The following is a 15,596-nucleotide window of genomic DNA, read 5'->3' as shown; positions in this document are numbered from 1 at the left end:
AGCCTGGCCGCTGTTTGCTCAGCTAGCGTCACGTCACCGATCTGCATTCGTCAGCCCTTCGATGACGATCGCCGTCCCGTCCAGAGACCAGGGAGAAACCTTGTGCATGATCCTTCCAAAGAGATTGGAAGTGAGATGATCGGCGAGCCATGGCTTCAGCCGTGGCAGGGACAGGTTGTCGAACCACGCTCGATCGACCCCGGCGAACTGCCTTACGAAAGGCATGATGGCGGCATCCGTCAGACCCGCCTTTGTGCCGCCGAGTTGACCGCCAACCCCGATCCTCATCTCCAGATCTTGTAGAAACTCGAAGCCAAGATCACGATACCTGGTTGGGTCCGAGCCATAGCGATCAGGATATTTGTACCGGTCGAGGTGGTGCTTGAACACTTCGTCATTGGCTGCGATCAGCGCGGGATCGTCACGAGCGAGCCAATCTTCCGGGTCCCGGATACGCAGCGCCCAACGCATGATCGCGAGGCTTTCGTCGAGCACGGCACCTTCCGCCGTCACAAGCACCGGCACTGTGCCCTTGGGCGACGCGGCGAGCAGTTCCGCAGGCTTGTCGGAAAGCCTGACCTCCCGAAGCTCATGGCGCACGCGACCGATGCCCAGTGCCAATCGCGCCCTCATCGCGAACGGACAACGACGAAAGCTGTATAGGATATGGGCGGCCATCATCCTGGCATACTGCCCATTCCTTGTCACAGAAATCCCCAGACAGGGGAACGCTGAGCGGCACGCTTCGGATAAGTGGATTGCCGTAGCCGGGGGGTAATGGAATGATGCGACGATGCGGATATCAAAGTCAGTCGTCCTCGCCCTGCTCCTGGCGGGTCCCGCGAACGCCCAGATCGTCGCCCAGCCTGCGGCCGGCACCTACCCACGCGCGGTGGCGGCGGGCTATAAGGCCGCACTCTATTGCTCGGGCCTCTTCAACGCCGGTCGGACCCCGGCGCAGATCGATGCCGACGAACTGACCGGCATCTATCCCGAATATGACAAGATTGTGCCGACGCTCACCGCGCAGATCGACCGCGCGCGTGGGTCCGTCGCCGTTGCCTTCGACCCCGCGCTGCCACCGCGATACGCGGTCTGGCGCAATGGCCGTGGCTGCGTGACGCTGCCGATCGGCAGCAAGGCGCCGGCGGGCAAGGCATCGGCCGCACCACCACCGATCGCGGGGGCAGATCCCCGCCCATGGCCGCAGGGCGATGCCGGTAACGTAGCGCGCCCTTCCGTGCCGCTGACTGAAGCCGTAGGCAAAGCGTTCGCCGGTGGCTATGGCGCCGGTGCGAAGACGGCAGGCGTGATCGTCGTGAAAGACGGCAAAGTCGTTGCCGAACGTTACGCCAGCGGCTTTGGGCCGTACGTGTCGAACCGGACTTGGTCGGTCGGCAAGTCGATCGCCGGAACGCTGATAGGCCTTGTCGATGCCGGGGCGCTCCAAGGGCCAGCCGTTGTGCCGCAGTGGAGCGCCGGTGACCCGCGACAATCGATCACGCTCGACAACCTTCTGCGTATGGCGTCAGGCCTTCATAGCGACACCGCCGGCAACCGCACCGACGCGATCTATTTCGGCGGCACGGCCGTAGATGAGCAAGCGGTGTCCTGGCCTCTGGAGGCCCAGCCCGGGACGCGCTTTCGCTATGCGAACAATGACATCCTTCTCGCCGTCTATGCCGCACGGCAGCGGATTGGCGAGGACAGGTACCGCATGTGGCCGAACAAGTTGTTCGGCACGCTTGGCATGGCGCACACGGTCGCGGAGACGGATTGGCACGGCAACTACGTCCTCTCCAGCCAGGTGTGGTCGACCGCCCGCGACCTCGCGCGGCTTGGACTATTCTGGTCCCAGGACGGCGTCTGGGCGGGCAAGCGCCTGCTGCCGGCGGGCTGGTTAAACACCATGACGACGCCGAGCGGACCCCAGCCGCCGAGCGGCCCCGGTTATGGCGCAACGATGTGGCTGTTCGGCCCCCGACAGGGGCTGCCGGTGGGCAGTTTTGCCGCACAGGGTAACCGCGGGCAATATGTGATGGTTATCCCTGCGCGACATCTGGTGATCGTGAGACGCGGCGAGGATCCTGGCGCAGCGCGTTTCGACATCGCGCGCTTTGCCGCCGATGTCGCCACAGCGCTGCCCTAGCGCCACGCTCCCCTCGCCTGGCGTGCTACCGCTTCGTCAACACCGCTTGGGCAGCGTCTCCTCAATAGGCCAGCGCACAGCCGTCGGCGCGCATCTCGCTCGCCGCGGCATAAACGCGGGTCGCGCCGTCCATGCGATACTCCACGCATTCGTAGCGGCCGAAACCACCGTCGGGCTCGCCGATCGCCCACCCGATTTCGGCAAGCCGCTGCCGCGTCGCCATCGGCACGCCAGTCTCCAGCCGCAGCAAGCCACGTGGGCCTAGCCCTGCCGCATCCTCCCCCATCGACTGCGACGATCCCTCATGGTGCCAGCGCGGCGAATCGCCCGCGGACTGGATCTCGAGGCCATAGTCGACACGGTTGACGATGATCTGCGTCTGCCCCTGCGGCTGCATATCGCCGCCCATCACGCCGAAGCTCATCCACGGATCACCTCCGCGTGTGGCGAAGCCGGGAATGATCGTCTGGAACGGTCGCTTGCCGGGCGCATAGATGTTGGGGTGGCCGTCCTTCAGGCTGAACAGCTGCCCGCGATCCTGGAACATGAAGCCCAGCCCGTCGGCAACCAGGCCCGACCCCATGCCACGGAAGTTCGACTGGATCATCGATACCATCATGCCGTCCTTGTCGGCACAGCTGAAATAGGTCGTGTCGCCGTGGCTCGGCGCCTGGCCCGGATAAACGGGTTCGAGGATGCGATCGGGCCGGATCAGCTTCGCCCGCGCCTGCGCATATTCCTTCGAGATCAGCCATTCGACCGGCACCTTGCTGAAATGCGGGTCGGCGTAGAAGCGCGCGCGGTCTTCGTAAGCGAGCCGCTTCGCCTCCGCCTGCAGATGAATCGAAAATGGCGACTGGAAGCCGGCATCGCCCAGATCGAAGGTCTCGAGGATGTTGAGCATTTGCAGCGTAGCGATGCCCTGCGTGTTCGCGCCAAGCGCGTGCACATCCACGCCGCGATAGCCCGTTCGGTGCGGTTCGACCCATTCGGAGCGATGCGCGGCAAGATCCTCGTACCGAAGCCAGCCTCCGATACGCTTGAAGTAACGATCGATGACGCGCGCGATGTCGCCGGCGTAGAACGCGTCTCGGCCGCCTTTTGCAATAGCACGATAGGTGCGTGCGAGGTCGGGATTGCGGAACACCTGGCCCGTCGCCGGTCCCTTACCGTCGGCGAGTCCATAAGTTCGCAGCGCGTTCGCCGTCTCCTCGATGCCGTTGCCGGGTCGGCGGAACGCGGCCATGCTGCGCCGAATGTAATAAGCGATGATGTCGGGCACCGGCGCTCCCGCCTCGGCATGGGCGATCGCCGGTTCGAACAACTGCGCCCAAGGCAGCCGGCCATAGCGTTGGTGCATCGTCCACCACGCATCGACCGCCCCCGGGACCGACACGGTCACAGCGCCCAGCGGCGGCAGCGCACCGCCCCGCGCCCGCGACCGTATTGTCTCCAGGCTGAGCCCCCGCGGCGACGCGCCCGATCCCGCCAGCCCGACGACCTTGCGCTGCTTCGGATCCCAGATCATCGCATAGGCATCACCACCTATGCCGCTGGAGGTCGGCTCCAAAAACCCGAGACAGGCATTGATCGCGATGGCGGCATCCACCGCCGACCCGCCCTTCCGCAGGATGTCGATGCCGGCCTGGGTCGCCAGTGGATGGGCCGTACCCGCAGCGCCGTTGAGCCCATATGCCGCCGTGCGGGACGCGAAGCTCGCCCCGACCGGCCGATCGCCCGCGGTGACGTCGGGGCGTAAAAAGCGATCGGCACCCACCTCCCAGCGTTTCGGGAGCGACGGAATCTCCGGCTGAGGCGCGCCGCCCTGCCCTGGACCTGGCGCGCCCTGCCCACTGGATACGCGCGTGCTATCCTGCTGTGGTTCCGCGATAACCGAACCGGGCAAAAGCGCCGCCCCCGGCACGGCGGCAAGAAAAGTTCGACGACGCATAACGGCTTCTCCCCGGTTTTGGTGCACATCCTCACCAAGGTGTCGAAGAAGTACAAGGCGTGTCACGCGCTTCCGGCCTGCCGTTCATTCAGCCATGCCGGCTTTCCCCATTCGCGCTTGATCGTCGCCCGCCAGCTGAAAATGGCATTCGAATAGAGCCGAAACTGGTAGGCCTCTATCCTGCAACAAGCGCGTTCAGCATGCCGGTAACCCGTCCTCGCAAAGCTGGCTCACGCGTGATTTCGAGCATCGCTGTAAGGCTGGCGCGGGCGGCGGTTACGTCATTGTCGATGAGTTCCAGTCGGGCGCGTTCCCACCAGGGATGGGGATAGTTTGGCGCGATCGACGTCATCCGGCTGTAAAGCACCAAAGCCCGCCGACCTTTACCGGCTTTCTCTGCACGGGTTGCCTGGTTGAGTAGCAGGCGAACAAGGATCGCGCGGTTCTCCATGGCCGCTACGTGCCGCACTGCGGCCGAGGCGCCGCCTTTTGCCGAGGCCAGCAACGCAGTGATCTGTTCGACACCAACGAGCGCGCCTCCGCGGAATGGATCGATGATGACAGGGTTGGCCTCATGCCCGAGCATGACGAGCACATGCCCAGGAACGTTCAGTATCTCGGCGGGCCAGCCGATGCGTCGAGCCGCGGCCACGTACAGGATCGACAGGCTGATCGGCAGACCGCGCAGACGGTCGATAACGCGGATCAGGTCGGCATTGTCAGGATCGTCATACGTCTCCGCGTCACCCGAAAAACCGAACTCCTCGGCAAGCACCTGTGCAAGGCAGGCAGCACGCTCCGAAGCATCGACAACACCGGCGCCTACCCCGTCGAGCCGCGATGCAATGTCAGAAAGCACGTCCTCATATAGGCCAATGTCGATCTTGTCGTGATCGAGCAGCGCCAGCGCGAGCGAGGCTTCGTCTAGGACGATGTCATCATCGTCTACCAGACCCAGGTCTTCAAGATTATCCATGCGTTCCAAGATGGTGTTCGCTTTGGTTTGCGCAAAGGGGGCAGGCTTCCAGCTGTTATCGGTCAGCCACACGGGACACCGACCCAGTTCCAGCCATTCACCGGCATTTTGTTCTTTTCCGGAAGCGGACGCTCATTCATCGCAGTCGGCGACGCAGACCATGCAGAGCGGCGCCTTGTGCGATGCTTGGGCCGCCATGGAAACGGTGGAAGGCATCCAGACGCGCCCGACGCTCTGCGAGCGGTCGGTTTAGCAAATCCTGGTCATCGACCATCAGGCAGTCCAACAGCATGACCTGAGCGGGCGTCTCGCGCGAAAGACGCTCGACGCGGCTGACTGCCGGGTGGAGCCGGGCCTGCAGCGCATCGAACGACAGCACGTCGCCGACTGGCAGGATGAGTTCGCCGTCGAGTACGAATGCCGGGCAGCCGACCTCACGGATAACCTGCACCACCTCGGGAAAGTAACGGCTGAGAGGCTTGCCGGACTTCGACATGATCTCGACCGTGTCGCTCTGGCGGAAGATGAGGGCGCGGAACCCATCCCACTTGGGTTCGAACTGCCGCCCTTCGTCGTCCGGCAGGTCAGATACCAGCTTCGCCTCCATCGGGGAGAGGTCGGTCGCCACCATGCTGCTCTCCATTCGGCCGGGCTGCGGTTCGTCGTACGAACGCTCGACGCCTGCGCCCGTTCACGGTATCGCCGCCTAGGCGTCGAGCTCAGCGTTCCAGGGACGAAGACGCGAGCAGCCGGATCAGGTTCAGCGCGTCGCCGAGCGCCGCGGACGAGGCGGTGTTGTCGAACATGCACCACGTAGGTCGCTCCGCGGCGAGATCCGCGACGATCTCGCTCGCGTAGCAACGTAGCCTCTCCTCCCCGTAGGCCGATCGGTACATAACGGGTGAGCCATGCAGCCTGCGATAAGTGAGACCGCGCGACCCGCCGGGTTTTGCGGCGTCCGACACCGCTGCGGGATCCGCCACGACACGTGCGACCTCGTGGTCGACGAGAAGCGCGTCGGCCCCCCGCGTGAACCAGCTCGCATGACGAGGCTCGCAAACGATCCGGGTTTCGGTGCGCGACGACGCCGCGGCAAGGAAGGAGGATACGACTGAGGCATCGAACGCTAAGCTCGGCGGCAGCTGCAGAAGGATGACCGAGAGCTTGCTACCGAGACCGCCTGCCTCAGCCAGGAAGCGGTCGAGCGCCTCCGTCGCGTCCACCAATCTTCGGATATGGCTGATCTCCTTGGGGATCTTGGCCGAGAAGCGGAAGCCATCAGGCACCGACGCCGCCCACCGTTCCCAGATGGCCCGTCTATGCGGCCTGTGAAAGGAGGAATTGACCTCAAGGCACGGCATCACCGCCGCATAGCGCTGCAGCGCGGTTCCATCCTCCGGAAACGAGACCCTGTCGATGGCCGGGATCGCCCAGCCAGCGGTTCCTATGAGTGCCGACATGGGCCACCTACCCTGCACGACCTAAACCGTTCCATCATCGAGATTTTCGCTGAATGGAGCACATCGTTTCGGAACCAGTTTGAACGGCTGTCGATTTTATTGCCAAGGAGAAGACTCATGGCTGACGACAAGAGCAAGCGCGGCGCCGGCGATCGTGCGCGGGTTGCCGGCGGAGAGGGCTACGAGGTGAGCTACTTCGCCAAGAAGCACGGCATCACCACGCAGCAGGCGGAAGACCTCATCAAGAAGGTGGGTAACGACCGCGAAAAGCTCAACGAGGCAGCCGAGAAGCTCAAGAAGGCCAAATGACCAAGGTTTCCCTCGAGCCGCTCCGTCCGTCCGTTCGTACCCTGCAATTACTGCATCGGGGACGCTGATCACATGGCGCGGAGGTACAGCAGGACTGATGAGGCAGGCGCTTTAGGAGGTCCAAAAGTCCGCGCTTCCGCACCTCCGTTCCAACCCGTGCAACTCGCCACGCTGGTCGATCGGGTGCCCGAGGGAAGCGGTTGGCTGCACGAGCTTAAATTCGATGGCTACCGATGTCTGCTGAGCATCGGCGATGGCGTCTCCCATGCGTTCACGCTATCCGGTCTGGACTGGACGGACAAGTTCAAGTCGATCGTGGCGGCAGCCGAGAGCCTTCCGTCGAACTCGGCACTGATCGACGGTGAGGTTGTCGTGATCGATGCCGACGGCCGCACGAATTTTCAGACGTTGCAATCCGCCATCAAGGCCGAGCCGGGTCGACTGGAGTTCTACGGGTTCGATCTACTCAGCCTCGACGGCGAGGATCTGACGAGCCTGCCGCTGGTCGAGCGCAAGAAGCGCTTGGCGAAGCTGCTCGAGGGGAACTCCGGACCCATCCACTATTCGGACCACATTGTCGGCAAGGGCGAGGCGCTGTTCGAGAAGTTCTGCGGCGCGGGTCTGGAGGGCGTCATCTCCAAGCGAGCCGATGCGCCCTACGTTGGTTCGCGCGCCGGCACCTGGCTCAAGACCAAGTGCATCAAGCAACAGGAGTTCGTGATCGTCGGTTGGACGTCATCGGACAAGGGCCGCGGCTTCCGATCACTTCTGCTCGGCGTCCACGAGGACGGCAAGCTCCGCTATGCGGGAAAGGTCGGCACCGGCTTCGACAACGACGAGATCCTGAAGCTCCGCGAGCTGATGGAACCGCTCGCCAGCGAGGAGGTCCCCGTCAAGGCGCCGCGTTCGGCGGTGAAGGGCGCGCATTGGATCAGACCAACGCTAGTGGCGGAAATCGCCTACACCGAGATGACGAAGGACGGCACCCTGCGCCATCCGAGCTACCTCGGCCTGCGCGCCGACAAGAAGGCCGAAGCCGTCGTGCTCGAGACGGAGGCGGCGGTTGCAAGCGTAGCTGCCGACGTCGCATCGAGCGTCGTCATCACCAACCGAGACCGCGTCATCGATCCCGAAGGGGGGGTCACCAAGGGACAACTCGCGGACCATTATGCCGCCGTCGCTCCAATCATGCTCCCGTGGGTCGGCAGCCGGCCGATCAGCCTCGTCCGCTGCCCACAAGGGCGGGCGAAGAAGTGCTTCTTCCAGAAGCACGACGCCGGCACCTTCGGCACGGACGTGCATCATGTCGCGATCCTGGAGAAGGACGGCCATGAAGAGCCGTACCTCTACGTCGATACGCCCGACGGCCTTCTAACCTGCGTGCAGATGGGGACGATCGAGTTCCACGGCTGGGGGGCGCGCATCGAGGACGTGGAGAAGGCGGATCGCCTCGTCTTCGACCTCGACCCAGACGAGGGCCTGGACTTCGAGGCCGTACGACGCGCGGCGTTCCAGTTCCGTGACATCCTCAAGCAGATCGGCCTCGAAACCTTCCCGATGGTCACCGGCGGCAAGGGTGTGCACGTCATAGCTCCGCTGACCCCGCAAGCCGAGTGGCCGGAGGTGAAGGACTTCGCCCAACGCCTCGCGATGGCCGTAGCCCAGAACGACCCGGACAACTTCACGGCAGCGTTGCCGAAGGCGCAGCGCAAAGGCCGCATCTTCGTCGACTACCTCCGCAACCAGCGGGGCGCGACGGCGGTCATGCCCTACGCCGTGCGCGCACGCCCCGGCGCTCCCGTCGCCGTGCCGATCACCTGGAAGGAGATGGAAACGATCGACAAGCCGGCGCATTGGCATGTCGGGGATGCCGCCGAACTGGTGAAGCGTGCAGGCTCGAAGGCACTCGCCGGCTGGGGTCGTGCCGACCAGATCCTGCCGGATCTCTGAAAAGCCCATGAAGATCGCCACCTACAACGTGAACGGGGTCAACGGCCGCCTGCCGGTGCTGCTGCGCTGGCTTGAGGATGAGCAGCCCGACATCGTCTGCCTGCAGGAGCTGAAGGCGCCGCAGGAGAAATTCCCGGCAACCGCGATCCGCGACCTCGGCTACAACGCGATCTGGTACGGCCAGAAGAGCTGGAACGGGGTCGCCATCCTCAGCCGTGTCGGCGAGATCCACGAGACGCGGCGCGGATTGCCGGACGACCCCGACCCGACGCAGAGCCGCTACATCGAGGCCGCAGTGAACGGCATCATCATCGGCGGGCTATACCTGCCGAACGGTAATCCGCTGCCCGGCCCCAAGTTCGACTACAAGCTCGCTTGGTTCGAGAAGCTCATCGCGCACGCGGCGACGCTGCTCGAAAGCGGCCTGCCGGTAGTGCTCGCCGGTGACTTCAACGTGATGCCGACGGAAACCGACGTCTACAAACCGGAACGCTGGACGAAGGATGCCCTTTTCGCACCCGAGGTCCGGGCGCTCTACGCGCGCCTCATCGACCAGGGCTGGACGGACTCGCTCCGCACTCTTCACCCGGATGAGACGATCTACACCTTCTGGGACTATTTCCGGAACGCTTACGGGCGGGATGCTGGTCTCCGCATCGATCATCTGCTGCTCAGCCCAGCACTCGCCGATAGGCTCGAGGACGCGCAGGTGGACAGGCAGGTGCGCGGCTGGGAGCAGACCAGCGACCATGCGCCGACATGGATCCGGCTTACTGCAGAGATGCCAGTCAAGAAGCGGAGACCCCCGCGGAAAGACAAAGCTCACGAATGAAAGACCTCGTACAATAGGGAGTATGAACGTCGGTTTAGGGACTGGTTATCTACTCTTGTACAACGAAGACCCGAACCCAGACATTCATTGCCCCCTGCCTGCTATCGCACTTCAGACGTTCATTCATGTCGACCTTCGAGACAGTATCAGCTCGAATTAGGCATGAGAGCGCTGCGAATGCGTGAAGCCAACCATCCGCTTTGGGCGTAGAGGTGATTCAATGGTCAGGCGGGCGGCCCCTAAGTAATGCGCACTTATGCGACGTTCCCCTCGCTCGCTCCCGTGTCCTTCCTACGAATTAGTCCTTCATCCCAAGCGTGGCACGCAGGAACGTGTCGCTCTTGCCGAGCATATCGGTGCGCACGTCCGAGTCGTCGAGCTGATGCGTCAGCCCCTTATACTCGACGAACCGCACCTGTTTACCGGCAGCGCGAAGCTTGCTCTCCATCAGCCGTGACTCGCCGACCGCGACATTCTGGTCAAGATCACCATGGAACAGCAGGACGGGCGCCTTGATACGATCGGCGTTCTGCGCGGGCGATCCGGAGCGAACATGCTCGCCATGCCCAATAAAGGCATCGACCAGGCGATAGTCGACGAAATCGTTGTGCTCGGTGCGCAGCGTCTCGAGGTCGGTCACCGGCGCTACGGCGACGATTGCCTTGAATAGGTCGGGATCAAGCACTGCCGACTGCAATGCCGCATAGCCGCCATAAGACCAGCCGAAGATGGCGACCTTTCCCGGCGCGGCGATGCCCGATGACAGCAGATAGCGCCCCGCATCGTTGACGTCGCCGATCGCGACGCGCCACGACTGGAAGCCATTCTTTTGGAACCAGTTGGAACCATAGCCCGTCGAGCCGCGGAAATTGGGCTGGAGCACCGCATAACCGCGGCTGGCGAAGAATTGCGATAGCCAGTCGAAACCCCATTCGTCGCGAGAACCCGGTCCGCCATGCGGTAGCACGATTGCTGGCAGCCCCTTGTCCGCGCCGCCCGGCGGCAGCGTCAGATAGGCGGGGATCATCGTGCCGTCCGCCGCCTTGAAGGTGATCGCCTTCACCGGCGACAGCGTCTTGCCCTCCAAGTCTGGACGCGCCGGCAGGATCGGCGACAATTTGCGCGCGGTACGGTCGAACAGATAGAAATGGCCCGGGTCGACGTCGCTGCCCGCAAACAGCACCAGCTTCTGTTCGTCGGCGGTCGCATCGACAATGGTGACGATCGGCTGCTTAGGCAGAGCCTTGCTGAGCGAGGCGGCGATCGCTTTCAGCGTAGGGTCGAAGATCACCACCTGGCGTCGGTCGGTGGCGAAGCTGGCGCCGACGACGCGCCGCTGCCGACCGATACGGACGATGCCGTCGACGTCGACGTTCGGATTGTCGAGAACAAGCTCGCGCTTGAGGCTGCCGTCGAGCGAAACCTTGAAGAGTGCACTGCGATCGCCCTGCGCGTCGAAGCCATAGGCGACGTTAAGATCGCGGTCGACCGCCCAAGGATCAAAGCCGGTGGCCACACCCGCGCCATTAGATGTCACGACCGATAGCGGCAGCCAGCTGCGATCACCGGGCTTACGATAGAAATAGGTGGTCTTGCCGGTGAGCATGCCACTGTCCGCGGCGCTCGCGACGCCCATGATGCGCACCGTGCCGTGACCGTCGGTGATGTATTGATCGGCGTGCCCGTTCGGCCGCTCGACCGCCTGTCGGCGTAAGGTGGTGGTGTCGACCCGCTCGACGCCCAATCCGGCGACCGTGGCGGCGAGCAGCGTTCCCGTCTGACTTTGTGTCCCATGGACACGCGTCATCAGCACCGATCCGCCAGCGCCGTCATCACCAAGCAAATCGATAACCCCGCCGCCGAACTGTGCCGGACCGTAGACGCTGTCGCGCGTTTCGCCGCTCAGTTGCTTGAGGTCGCTGCCGTCGGAATTGATCGACACGACGCGGCTGAACCGCAAGCGCATGCCGTTGGACATCATCAGCGTCGAGATATTGCAGATCAGCCGCTTGGGCGTCGACCAGTTGCAGGAGGAAATCTGGTCCGGCCGCCCGGTCGCACTGAGTACGGTCGACAGCCGTGAGCCGGCGACGAGGTCGAAGACGAAAACCGCACTACCCGCACCGGCGATCGCGCGCACCAGCGCGAGCTGCGTTCCGTCGGGCGAGATGCTGACCTGCTGCACGTCCTCGCGCATGCCGAACGCCTTGGCGGCATCCTGCGCCGTCTGCGCACTAGCAGCGCTCGCCAACATGACCGCAAAACCTGCGAGCATCATCGTCCTGCGCTTCATCGTCGTACCTCCCCCGAATTTGGCTCCTTGCTAGCCATGGGCGAGGACGGGCACCAGCTAATTAACTGATATTATACGTCTGTCACACGGTCGTGACGCGAACCGCCGCGTGAAAGTGACGACGAGGTTGGTCCTGATAACGTTTGCCTTCGAAGCGCCGCGCTACTCCCCCGCCCCTTGCTCGATTTTTCGGCTTGATGCGACTTGCCGACCTGATTCAGCTGCAGTGCGCCTTCCGCGACCGGCAAGACACATAATCAGTCGTTCGCGGCTCCTTGACTGCGCTTGGTTGCTGACGCGCGTTCATCGGCAACACGGATTGCTTGGGAGACATGTTTTCTATCTCTATTCCTGTCCAAGATACTGGATTAACCGCCGTGACCGCTGGATATTGCGAACAGGCCGCCTACGCCGAGAGTGTAGAGGGTGATCACCGCGAGGGAGTCGATTCCCATGCGCCACATCTGTTTCTTGGGCCGGAATATGAGGCCTGCAGCGTAGACGCAGGTAAGCAGGACGCCAAGACCTGCGAGATAGATGTCGCTTGCCTGAGCGTCAGGTAGCACCGCCTTACCGGAAATGACGACGGCCAATAGGAAGAGGACCGGGAGAAAGGCATTCCCGCCGAATATGTCGCTGACCGCGAGTTGATAATCCTTCAAGCGGACCGACGTAATGCCGGTCGAAAGTTCGGGTAACGATGTGGCCGCTGCAAGCACTGTTGCGCCGAACAGGACACCACTGAGACCGATGTTCTCAGCTATGGCATCGCCGCTCCGTTCCAGCAGCACACCGGCTGCTAGGGTCGCCAGCGCAGCCGCGCCGAAGACTAATGCAACGCGGAGAGTGCTCTCACCCTTCTCGCCAGACGCGTCATCCTTTTTTGCCTGTGAGTGTCCCTTGCGCTCTTTTTGGCCGTCGGGAGCGGTGCCGCTCGTATCCTGCCATGGCAGTCCCTTGCTTGCTTTGTTGGAGAGCCACACGCCGATCACCCATAGGACCGCAATCAAAACCGCCCCAGGGGTCAGGCGGGCAGCAATAAGCGTACTTGGCAACTGCGTCGCCATGATGGACACGATCAAGACCGCCACGACGAGCACCGCCTCTACAACCAACGTTAGGCTGGCAGCGCGATAGGTCAGGGGTACTTTTTCCTTCATGGCGATATCCATCGCCGCGAGAACGACCGTCTGGATTGCAATGCCGCCCAAAATGTTGCCGACCGCTACCCCCAAATTGCCGGCCAGGGCGGCACTGACCGTGATGGCGATCTCGGGCAGATTGGTGGCTACGGCAAGCACGATGATGCCGCCCAACGCATTGCCAAGATGGAGCCGTGAGGAGAGGATGTCGGTCGTATTAGCGAGCTTTACGCCAGCGATCCAAATTACGCCTGCGCAGGCGGCGAAGATCGCGAGCAAGATTGGCAGGCTAAGACCGCTGAACATGGAGAGCTCTCAGTTTGCCTGTGTGCGACAGGTGGTCGATCTTAGCGAACTGACGGAATATGCGTTCCACGCCGATTCAGCTGCGATATCGGTGACGACCCATTTGCGGTCATTCGAGGCTTGTTTTTGGCTTCCCATGTTCTGCCGTCCGTTCATGTTGCCAACGGGTAGCCTCATGCGCGGTAGATGAACGTTCGAGCCAATCACGCGCGCGACTGATCAGGCCGCAACAGCGCCGCCTGGCGAGAAGGCTACCAACCCATATCGCCTGCGGCGATCTCTCGGTTACGCTCGGCAAGCTCATCCTCGTCCGCCGGACACATGGTCGACATGCCGTCGCTGGCCGCCCGCTCCTGTATCTGCTCGACGAACGGCCGCAACCCGTCCTCATAGTGACGGAATGCAGACGCATGATCGTCGGGATAGCGCTCCAAGGCTGCTGCCAGACGACCCGCGCCGATGATGGCCATCGAACCGCCGAGGCCCGCGAGCGGCGAGACGCAATACCCCGCATCGCCCACCAGCACGACCCGGCCACGCGACCAGCACGGCATTCGGATTTGATTGATCCGGTCGAAATAGAAATCGTCGTCCCCAGCGACGGCCGCGAGCATGGCCGGCACCTTCCAGCCCAGATCGCCGACCCGTTCCTCGATCAACCGCCGCTGCTGCGCCCGATCGCGATAATCATAGGTGATCTCGCTTTCCGTCCGAAAACCGAAGCCGATGTCGGTGCGATCATCGTAGCCGTTGAGCATCGCCATCCGCCCAGGCGTCCGGAAAACCTCTGTCGTATCGGCGGGAAGCAACCCGGTCTCCGGCACGACTTTCAGGAAGAAATACCCGCCCATGAAATAGGTGAACTGATCGCCACTTCCGAACACCAGCCGCCGCGTATTCGACCGGTTGCCGTCGCACCCGACGACCACCGCGACGTCACGCTGCTCGCCGTTGTCCAGAGCCACCGCTACCCCGTCCGCGCGCTTGACGAGCCCCGTGATCGACCGGCCGAACAGCAACTCGACATCGTCCGCCACCGCATCGAACAAGATGTCCAGCAGGTCATCGCGATGGATTTCGTACCGTACCTCCGAGGCTTGATCGCCGCCAACTCCCATCGAACCCAGGGTGGAATCATCCGCATTCTTGAACGCAAACCGGCGAGACGGCAGCGCCTTGGCCCTGACACGGTCGATGAGGCCCATCCTCTTCAGGATATCGATCGTCTCACCTTCGATGTCGACGGGTGTGCCACCACGTCGCAACCCCGGTGCCGCCTCAATGATGGTAACGCGATAGCCAAGCCGCCTCAACCCATAGGCGGTGGCTAGACCGGCAAAGCTTGCACCGCTGATGAGGACGGCACCGTGGTCGGAACGAGTGCCAAGCGCGTCGCGGGTTGACGGAACCATGAGGGCATCTCCAAAATGGATATGCCATCATTATATACCGAGTATAGTTTAATGAGCAATACAGCGAAGGATGCTCGGATGGATCGACGGACCCGGAAGCGCTTGGCGACCCGCCAAACCATATCCGACGTCGCGACCCGCCTCTTCATGGACCGTGGGTTCGATCAGGTAACGATCGACGAGATCGCGAACGCCGCCGATGTCGGACGCATGACGGTGTTCAATCACTTTCCGCGCAAGGAGGACATGTTCTTCGACCGAGAAGAGGAAGCGCGCAATCTGGCGTTCGACACAATCCGTTCGCGCCCGTCACGAACCTCGCCGATCGAAGCGCTGGGCGTACTGGCCCACCAGATGATCGAACAGCCGTCCGAGGCCTTTCCCTTGTTTGAACATACGCAGGCCTTTGTCGAGACGGCACTGGCCAGCGAGACGTTGATGGCGCGAGGACGCCAGATGCGCGACCATTTCGTTCAAGATCTGGCTGCCCTTTTGCAGGAAGAGCACCATGACTGGGACGATAAGGTCCTTGCCCATCTGGCCGCCGGGCTGATCGCCTCGGCATGGAGCACGGCGTTCCTACGCGCGCACGCCGAGCTCGGCCGTACGGGCGATGTACAGGCCGCAAAGCGCGTGTTCCTGCTCATCATCGACCGAGGCGTTACCGGCACGCTTGCCGCGCTTGAAGGCACACCGCTGGTAGGTACGGCCTGACCCAATCCCCGCCGTTCGCATGTGCCTTCTCGCCTCCCGAAAGCTGCCGCTCGTTCATATAAGCGAACCGGCTGCTTCAGCGAGCCCGATCGGCCACCCGGA

The 15,596-nt window shown here is 63.0% G+C and carries 13 protein-coding genes; 5 read left to right on the top strand and 8 right to left on the bottom strand.

Annotated elements, in window-relative coordinates:
- Positions 1–33: 33 nt before the first annotated feature.
- Complete coding sequence (locus tag ACQR50_RS07285) at positions 34–681, bottom strand: glutathione S-transferase (protein WP_428970397.1); 648 nt, start codon at positions 679–681, stop codon at positions 34–36.
- Positions 682–793: 112 nt separating this feature from the next.
- On the opposite strand from ACQR50_RS07285, the gene ACQR50_RS07280 reads away from it, so the two are divergent.
- On the top strand, positions 794–2,149 hold the full coding sequence (locus ACQR50_RS07280) for a serine hydrolase domain-containing protein (protein ID WP_428970396.1): 1,356 nt from the start codon (positions 794–796) through the stop codon (positions 2,147–2,149).
- A gap of 61 nt (positions 2,150–2,210) precedes the next feature.
- Here ACQR50_RS07280 and ACQR50_RS07275 read toward each other — a convergent pair whose 3' ends face one another.
- The 4 genes from ACQR50_RS07275 to ACQR50_RS07260 form a co-directional block, all read right to left on the bottom strand.
- On the bottom strand, positions 2,211–4,100 hold the full coding sequence (locus tag ACQR50_RS07275; protein ID WP_428970395.1) for a gamma-glutamyltransferase family protein: 1,890 nt from the start codon (positions 4,098–4,100) through the stop codon (positions 2,211–2,213).
- A 175-nt stretch (positions 4,101–4,275) separates the two neighbouring features.
- Positions 4,276–5,148, bottom strand: coding sequence for a SirB1 family protein (locus ACQR50_RS07270; RefSeq protein ID WP_428970394.1), 873 nt, complete (start codon positions 5,146–5,148; stop codon positions 4,276–4,278).
- Between the two features lie 64 nt (positions 5,149–5,212).
- A complete protein-coding gene (locus ACQR50_RS07265; protein WP_428970393.1) occupies positions 5,213–5,707 on the bottom strand; it encodes a hypothetical protein in 495 nt (164 codons plus the stop codon).
- Between the two features lie 88 nt (positions 5,708–5,795).
- Positions 5,796–6,536 carry a DUF72 domain-containing protein gene (locus ACQR50_RS07260; RefSeq protein ID WP_428970392.1) on the bottom strand — a complete coding sequence of 247 codons (741 nt, stop codon included), beginning with the start codon at positions 6,534–6,536 and terminating at the stop codon, positions 5,796–5,798.
- A 117-nt stretch (positions 6,537–6,653) separates the two neighbouring features.
- Between ACQR50_RS07260 and ACQR50_RS07255 the strand changes: the two genes are divergently transcribed.
- The 3 genes from ACQR50_RS07255 to xth all read left to right on the top strand — a co-directional run bounded on the left by ACQR50_RS07255 (position 6,654) and on the right by xth (position 9,627).
- Complete coding sequence (locus ACQR50_RS07255; RefSeq protein WP_428970391.1) at positions 6,654–6,845, top strand: DUF3606 domain-containing protein; 192 nt, start codon at positions 6,654–6,656, stop codon at positions 6,843–6,845.
- 156 nt (positions 6,846–7,001) lie between these two features.
- Positions 7,002–8,795 (top strand): DNA ligase D, encoded by a 1,794-nt coding sequence (gene ligD, locus ACQR50_RS07250; protein ID WP_428970390.1) that lies wholly within the window; start codon positions 7,002–7,004, stop codon positions 8,793–8,795.
- Between the two features lie 7 nt (positions 8,796–8,802).
- Entirely contained in the window at positions 8,803–9,627 is an 825-nt protein-coding gene (gene xth, locus ACQR50_RS07245; RefSeq protein ID WP_428970389.1) for an exodeoxyribonuclease III, read from the top strand.
- A gap of 298 nt (positions 9,628–9,925) precedes the next feature.
- On the opposite strand, the gene ACQR50_RS07240 is transcribed toward xth, so the two are convergent.
- The 3 genes from ACQR50_RS07240 to ACQR50_RS07230 form a co-directional block, all read right to left on the bottom strand.
- Entirely contained in the window at positions 9,926–11,920 is a 1,995-nt protein-coding gene (locus ACQR50_RS07240) for an alpha/beta hydrolase family protein (RefSeq protein ID WP_428970388.1), read from the bottom strand.
- A 368-nt stretch (positions 11,921–12,288) separates the two neighbouring features.
- Positions 12,289–13,368, bottom strand: a complete 1,080-nt coding sequence (locus ACQR50_RS07235) for a sodium:calcium antiporter (protein WP_428970387.1) — start codon at positions 13,366–13,368, stop codon at positions 12,289–12,291.
- 251 nt (positions 13,369–13,619) lie between these two features.
- The gene (locus tag ACQR50_RS07230; RefSeq protein ID WP_428970386.1) at positions 13,620–14,780 is read right to left on the bottom strand and encodes an FAD-dependent monooxygenase; all 1,161 of its coding nucleotides are present in this window, start codon (positions 14,778–14,780) and stop codon (positions 13,620–13,622) included.
- 78 nt (positions 14,781–14,858) lie between these two features.
- On the opposite strand from ACQR50_RS07230, the gene ACQR50_RS07225 reads away from it, so the two are divergent.
- A complete protein-coding gene (locus tag ACQR50_RS07225) occupies positions 14,859–15,494 on the top strand; it encodes a TetR/AcrR family transcriptional regulator (protein ID WP_428970385.1) in 636 nt (211 codons plus the stop codon).
- The last annotated feature ends 102 nt before the right edge of the window (positions 15,495–15,596 follow it).

It is taken from the genome of Sphingomonas sp. Xoc002 (genome assembly GCF_050408055.1).
GTDB classification, from domain to species: domain Bacteria; phylum Pseudomonadota; class Alphaproteobacteria; order Sphingomonadales; family Sphingomonadaceae; genus Sphingomonas; species Sphingomonas yabuuchiae.
Note: the sequence above shows the minus strand (reverse complement) of the source record. Positions and strands in the feature narration are given on the sequence as shown.

Excerpts from the sequence above, each read along its gene's own strand:
- ACQR50_RS07285 (WP_428970397.1), bottom strand. The coding sequence starts at position 681 with ATGATGGCCGCCCATATCCTATACAGCTTTCGTCGTTGTCCGTTCGCG.
- ACQR50_RS07280 (WP_428970396.1), top strand. The coding sequence starts at position 794 with ATGCGGATATCAAAGTCAGTCGTCCTCGCCCTGCTCCTGGCGGGTCCC.
- ACQR50_RS07275 (WP_428970395.1), bottom strand. The coding sequence starts at position 4,100 with ATGCGTCGTCGAACTTTTCTTGCCGCCGTGCCGGGGGCGGCGCTTTTG.
- ACQR50_RS07265 (WP_428970393.1), bottom strand. The coding sequence starts at position 5,707 with ATGGTGGCGACCGACCTCTCCCCGATGGAGGCGAAGCTGGTATCTGAC.
- ACQR50_RS07260 (WP_428970392.1), bottom strand. The coding sequence starts at position 6,536 with ATGTCGGCACTCATAGGAACCGCTGGCTGGGCGATCCCGGCCATCGAC.
- ACQR50_RS07255 (WP_428970391.1), top strand. The coding sequence starts at position 6,654 with ATGGCTGACGACAAGAGCAAGCGCGGCGCCGGCGATCGTGCGCGGGTT.
- xth (WP_428970389.1), top strand. The coding sequence starts at position 8,803 with ATGAAGATCGCCACCTACAACGTGAACGGGGTCAACGGCCGCCTGCCG.
- ACQR50_RS07240 (WP_428970388.1), bottom strand. The coding sequence starts at position 11,920 with ATGAAGCGCAGGACGATGATGCTCGCAGGTTTTGCGGTCATGTTGGCG.
- ACQR50_RS07235 (WP_428970387.1), bottom strand. The coding sequence starts at position 13,368 with ATGTTCAGCGGTCTTAGCCTGCCAATCTTGCTCGCGATCTTCGCCGCC.
- ACQR50_RS07230 (WP_428970386.1), bottom strand. The coding sequence starts at position 14,780 with ATGGTTCCGTCAACCCGCGACGCGCTTGGCACTCGTTCCGACCACGGT.
- ACQR50_RS07225 (WP_428970385.1), top strand. The coding sequence starts at position 14,859 with ATGGATCGACGGACCCGGAAGCGCTTGGCGACCCGCCAAACCATATCC.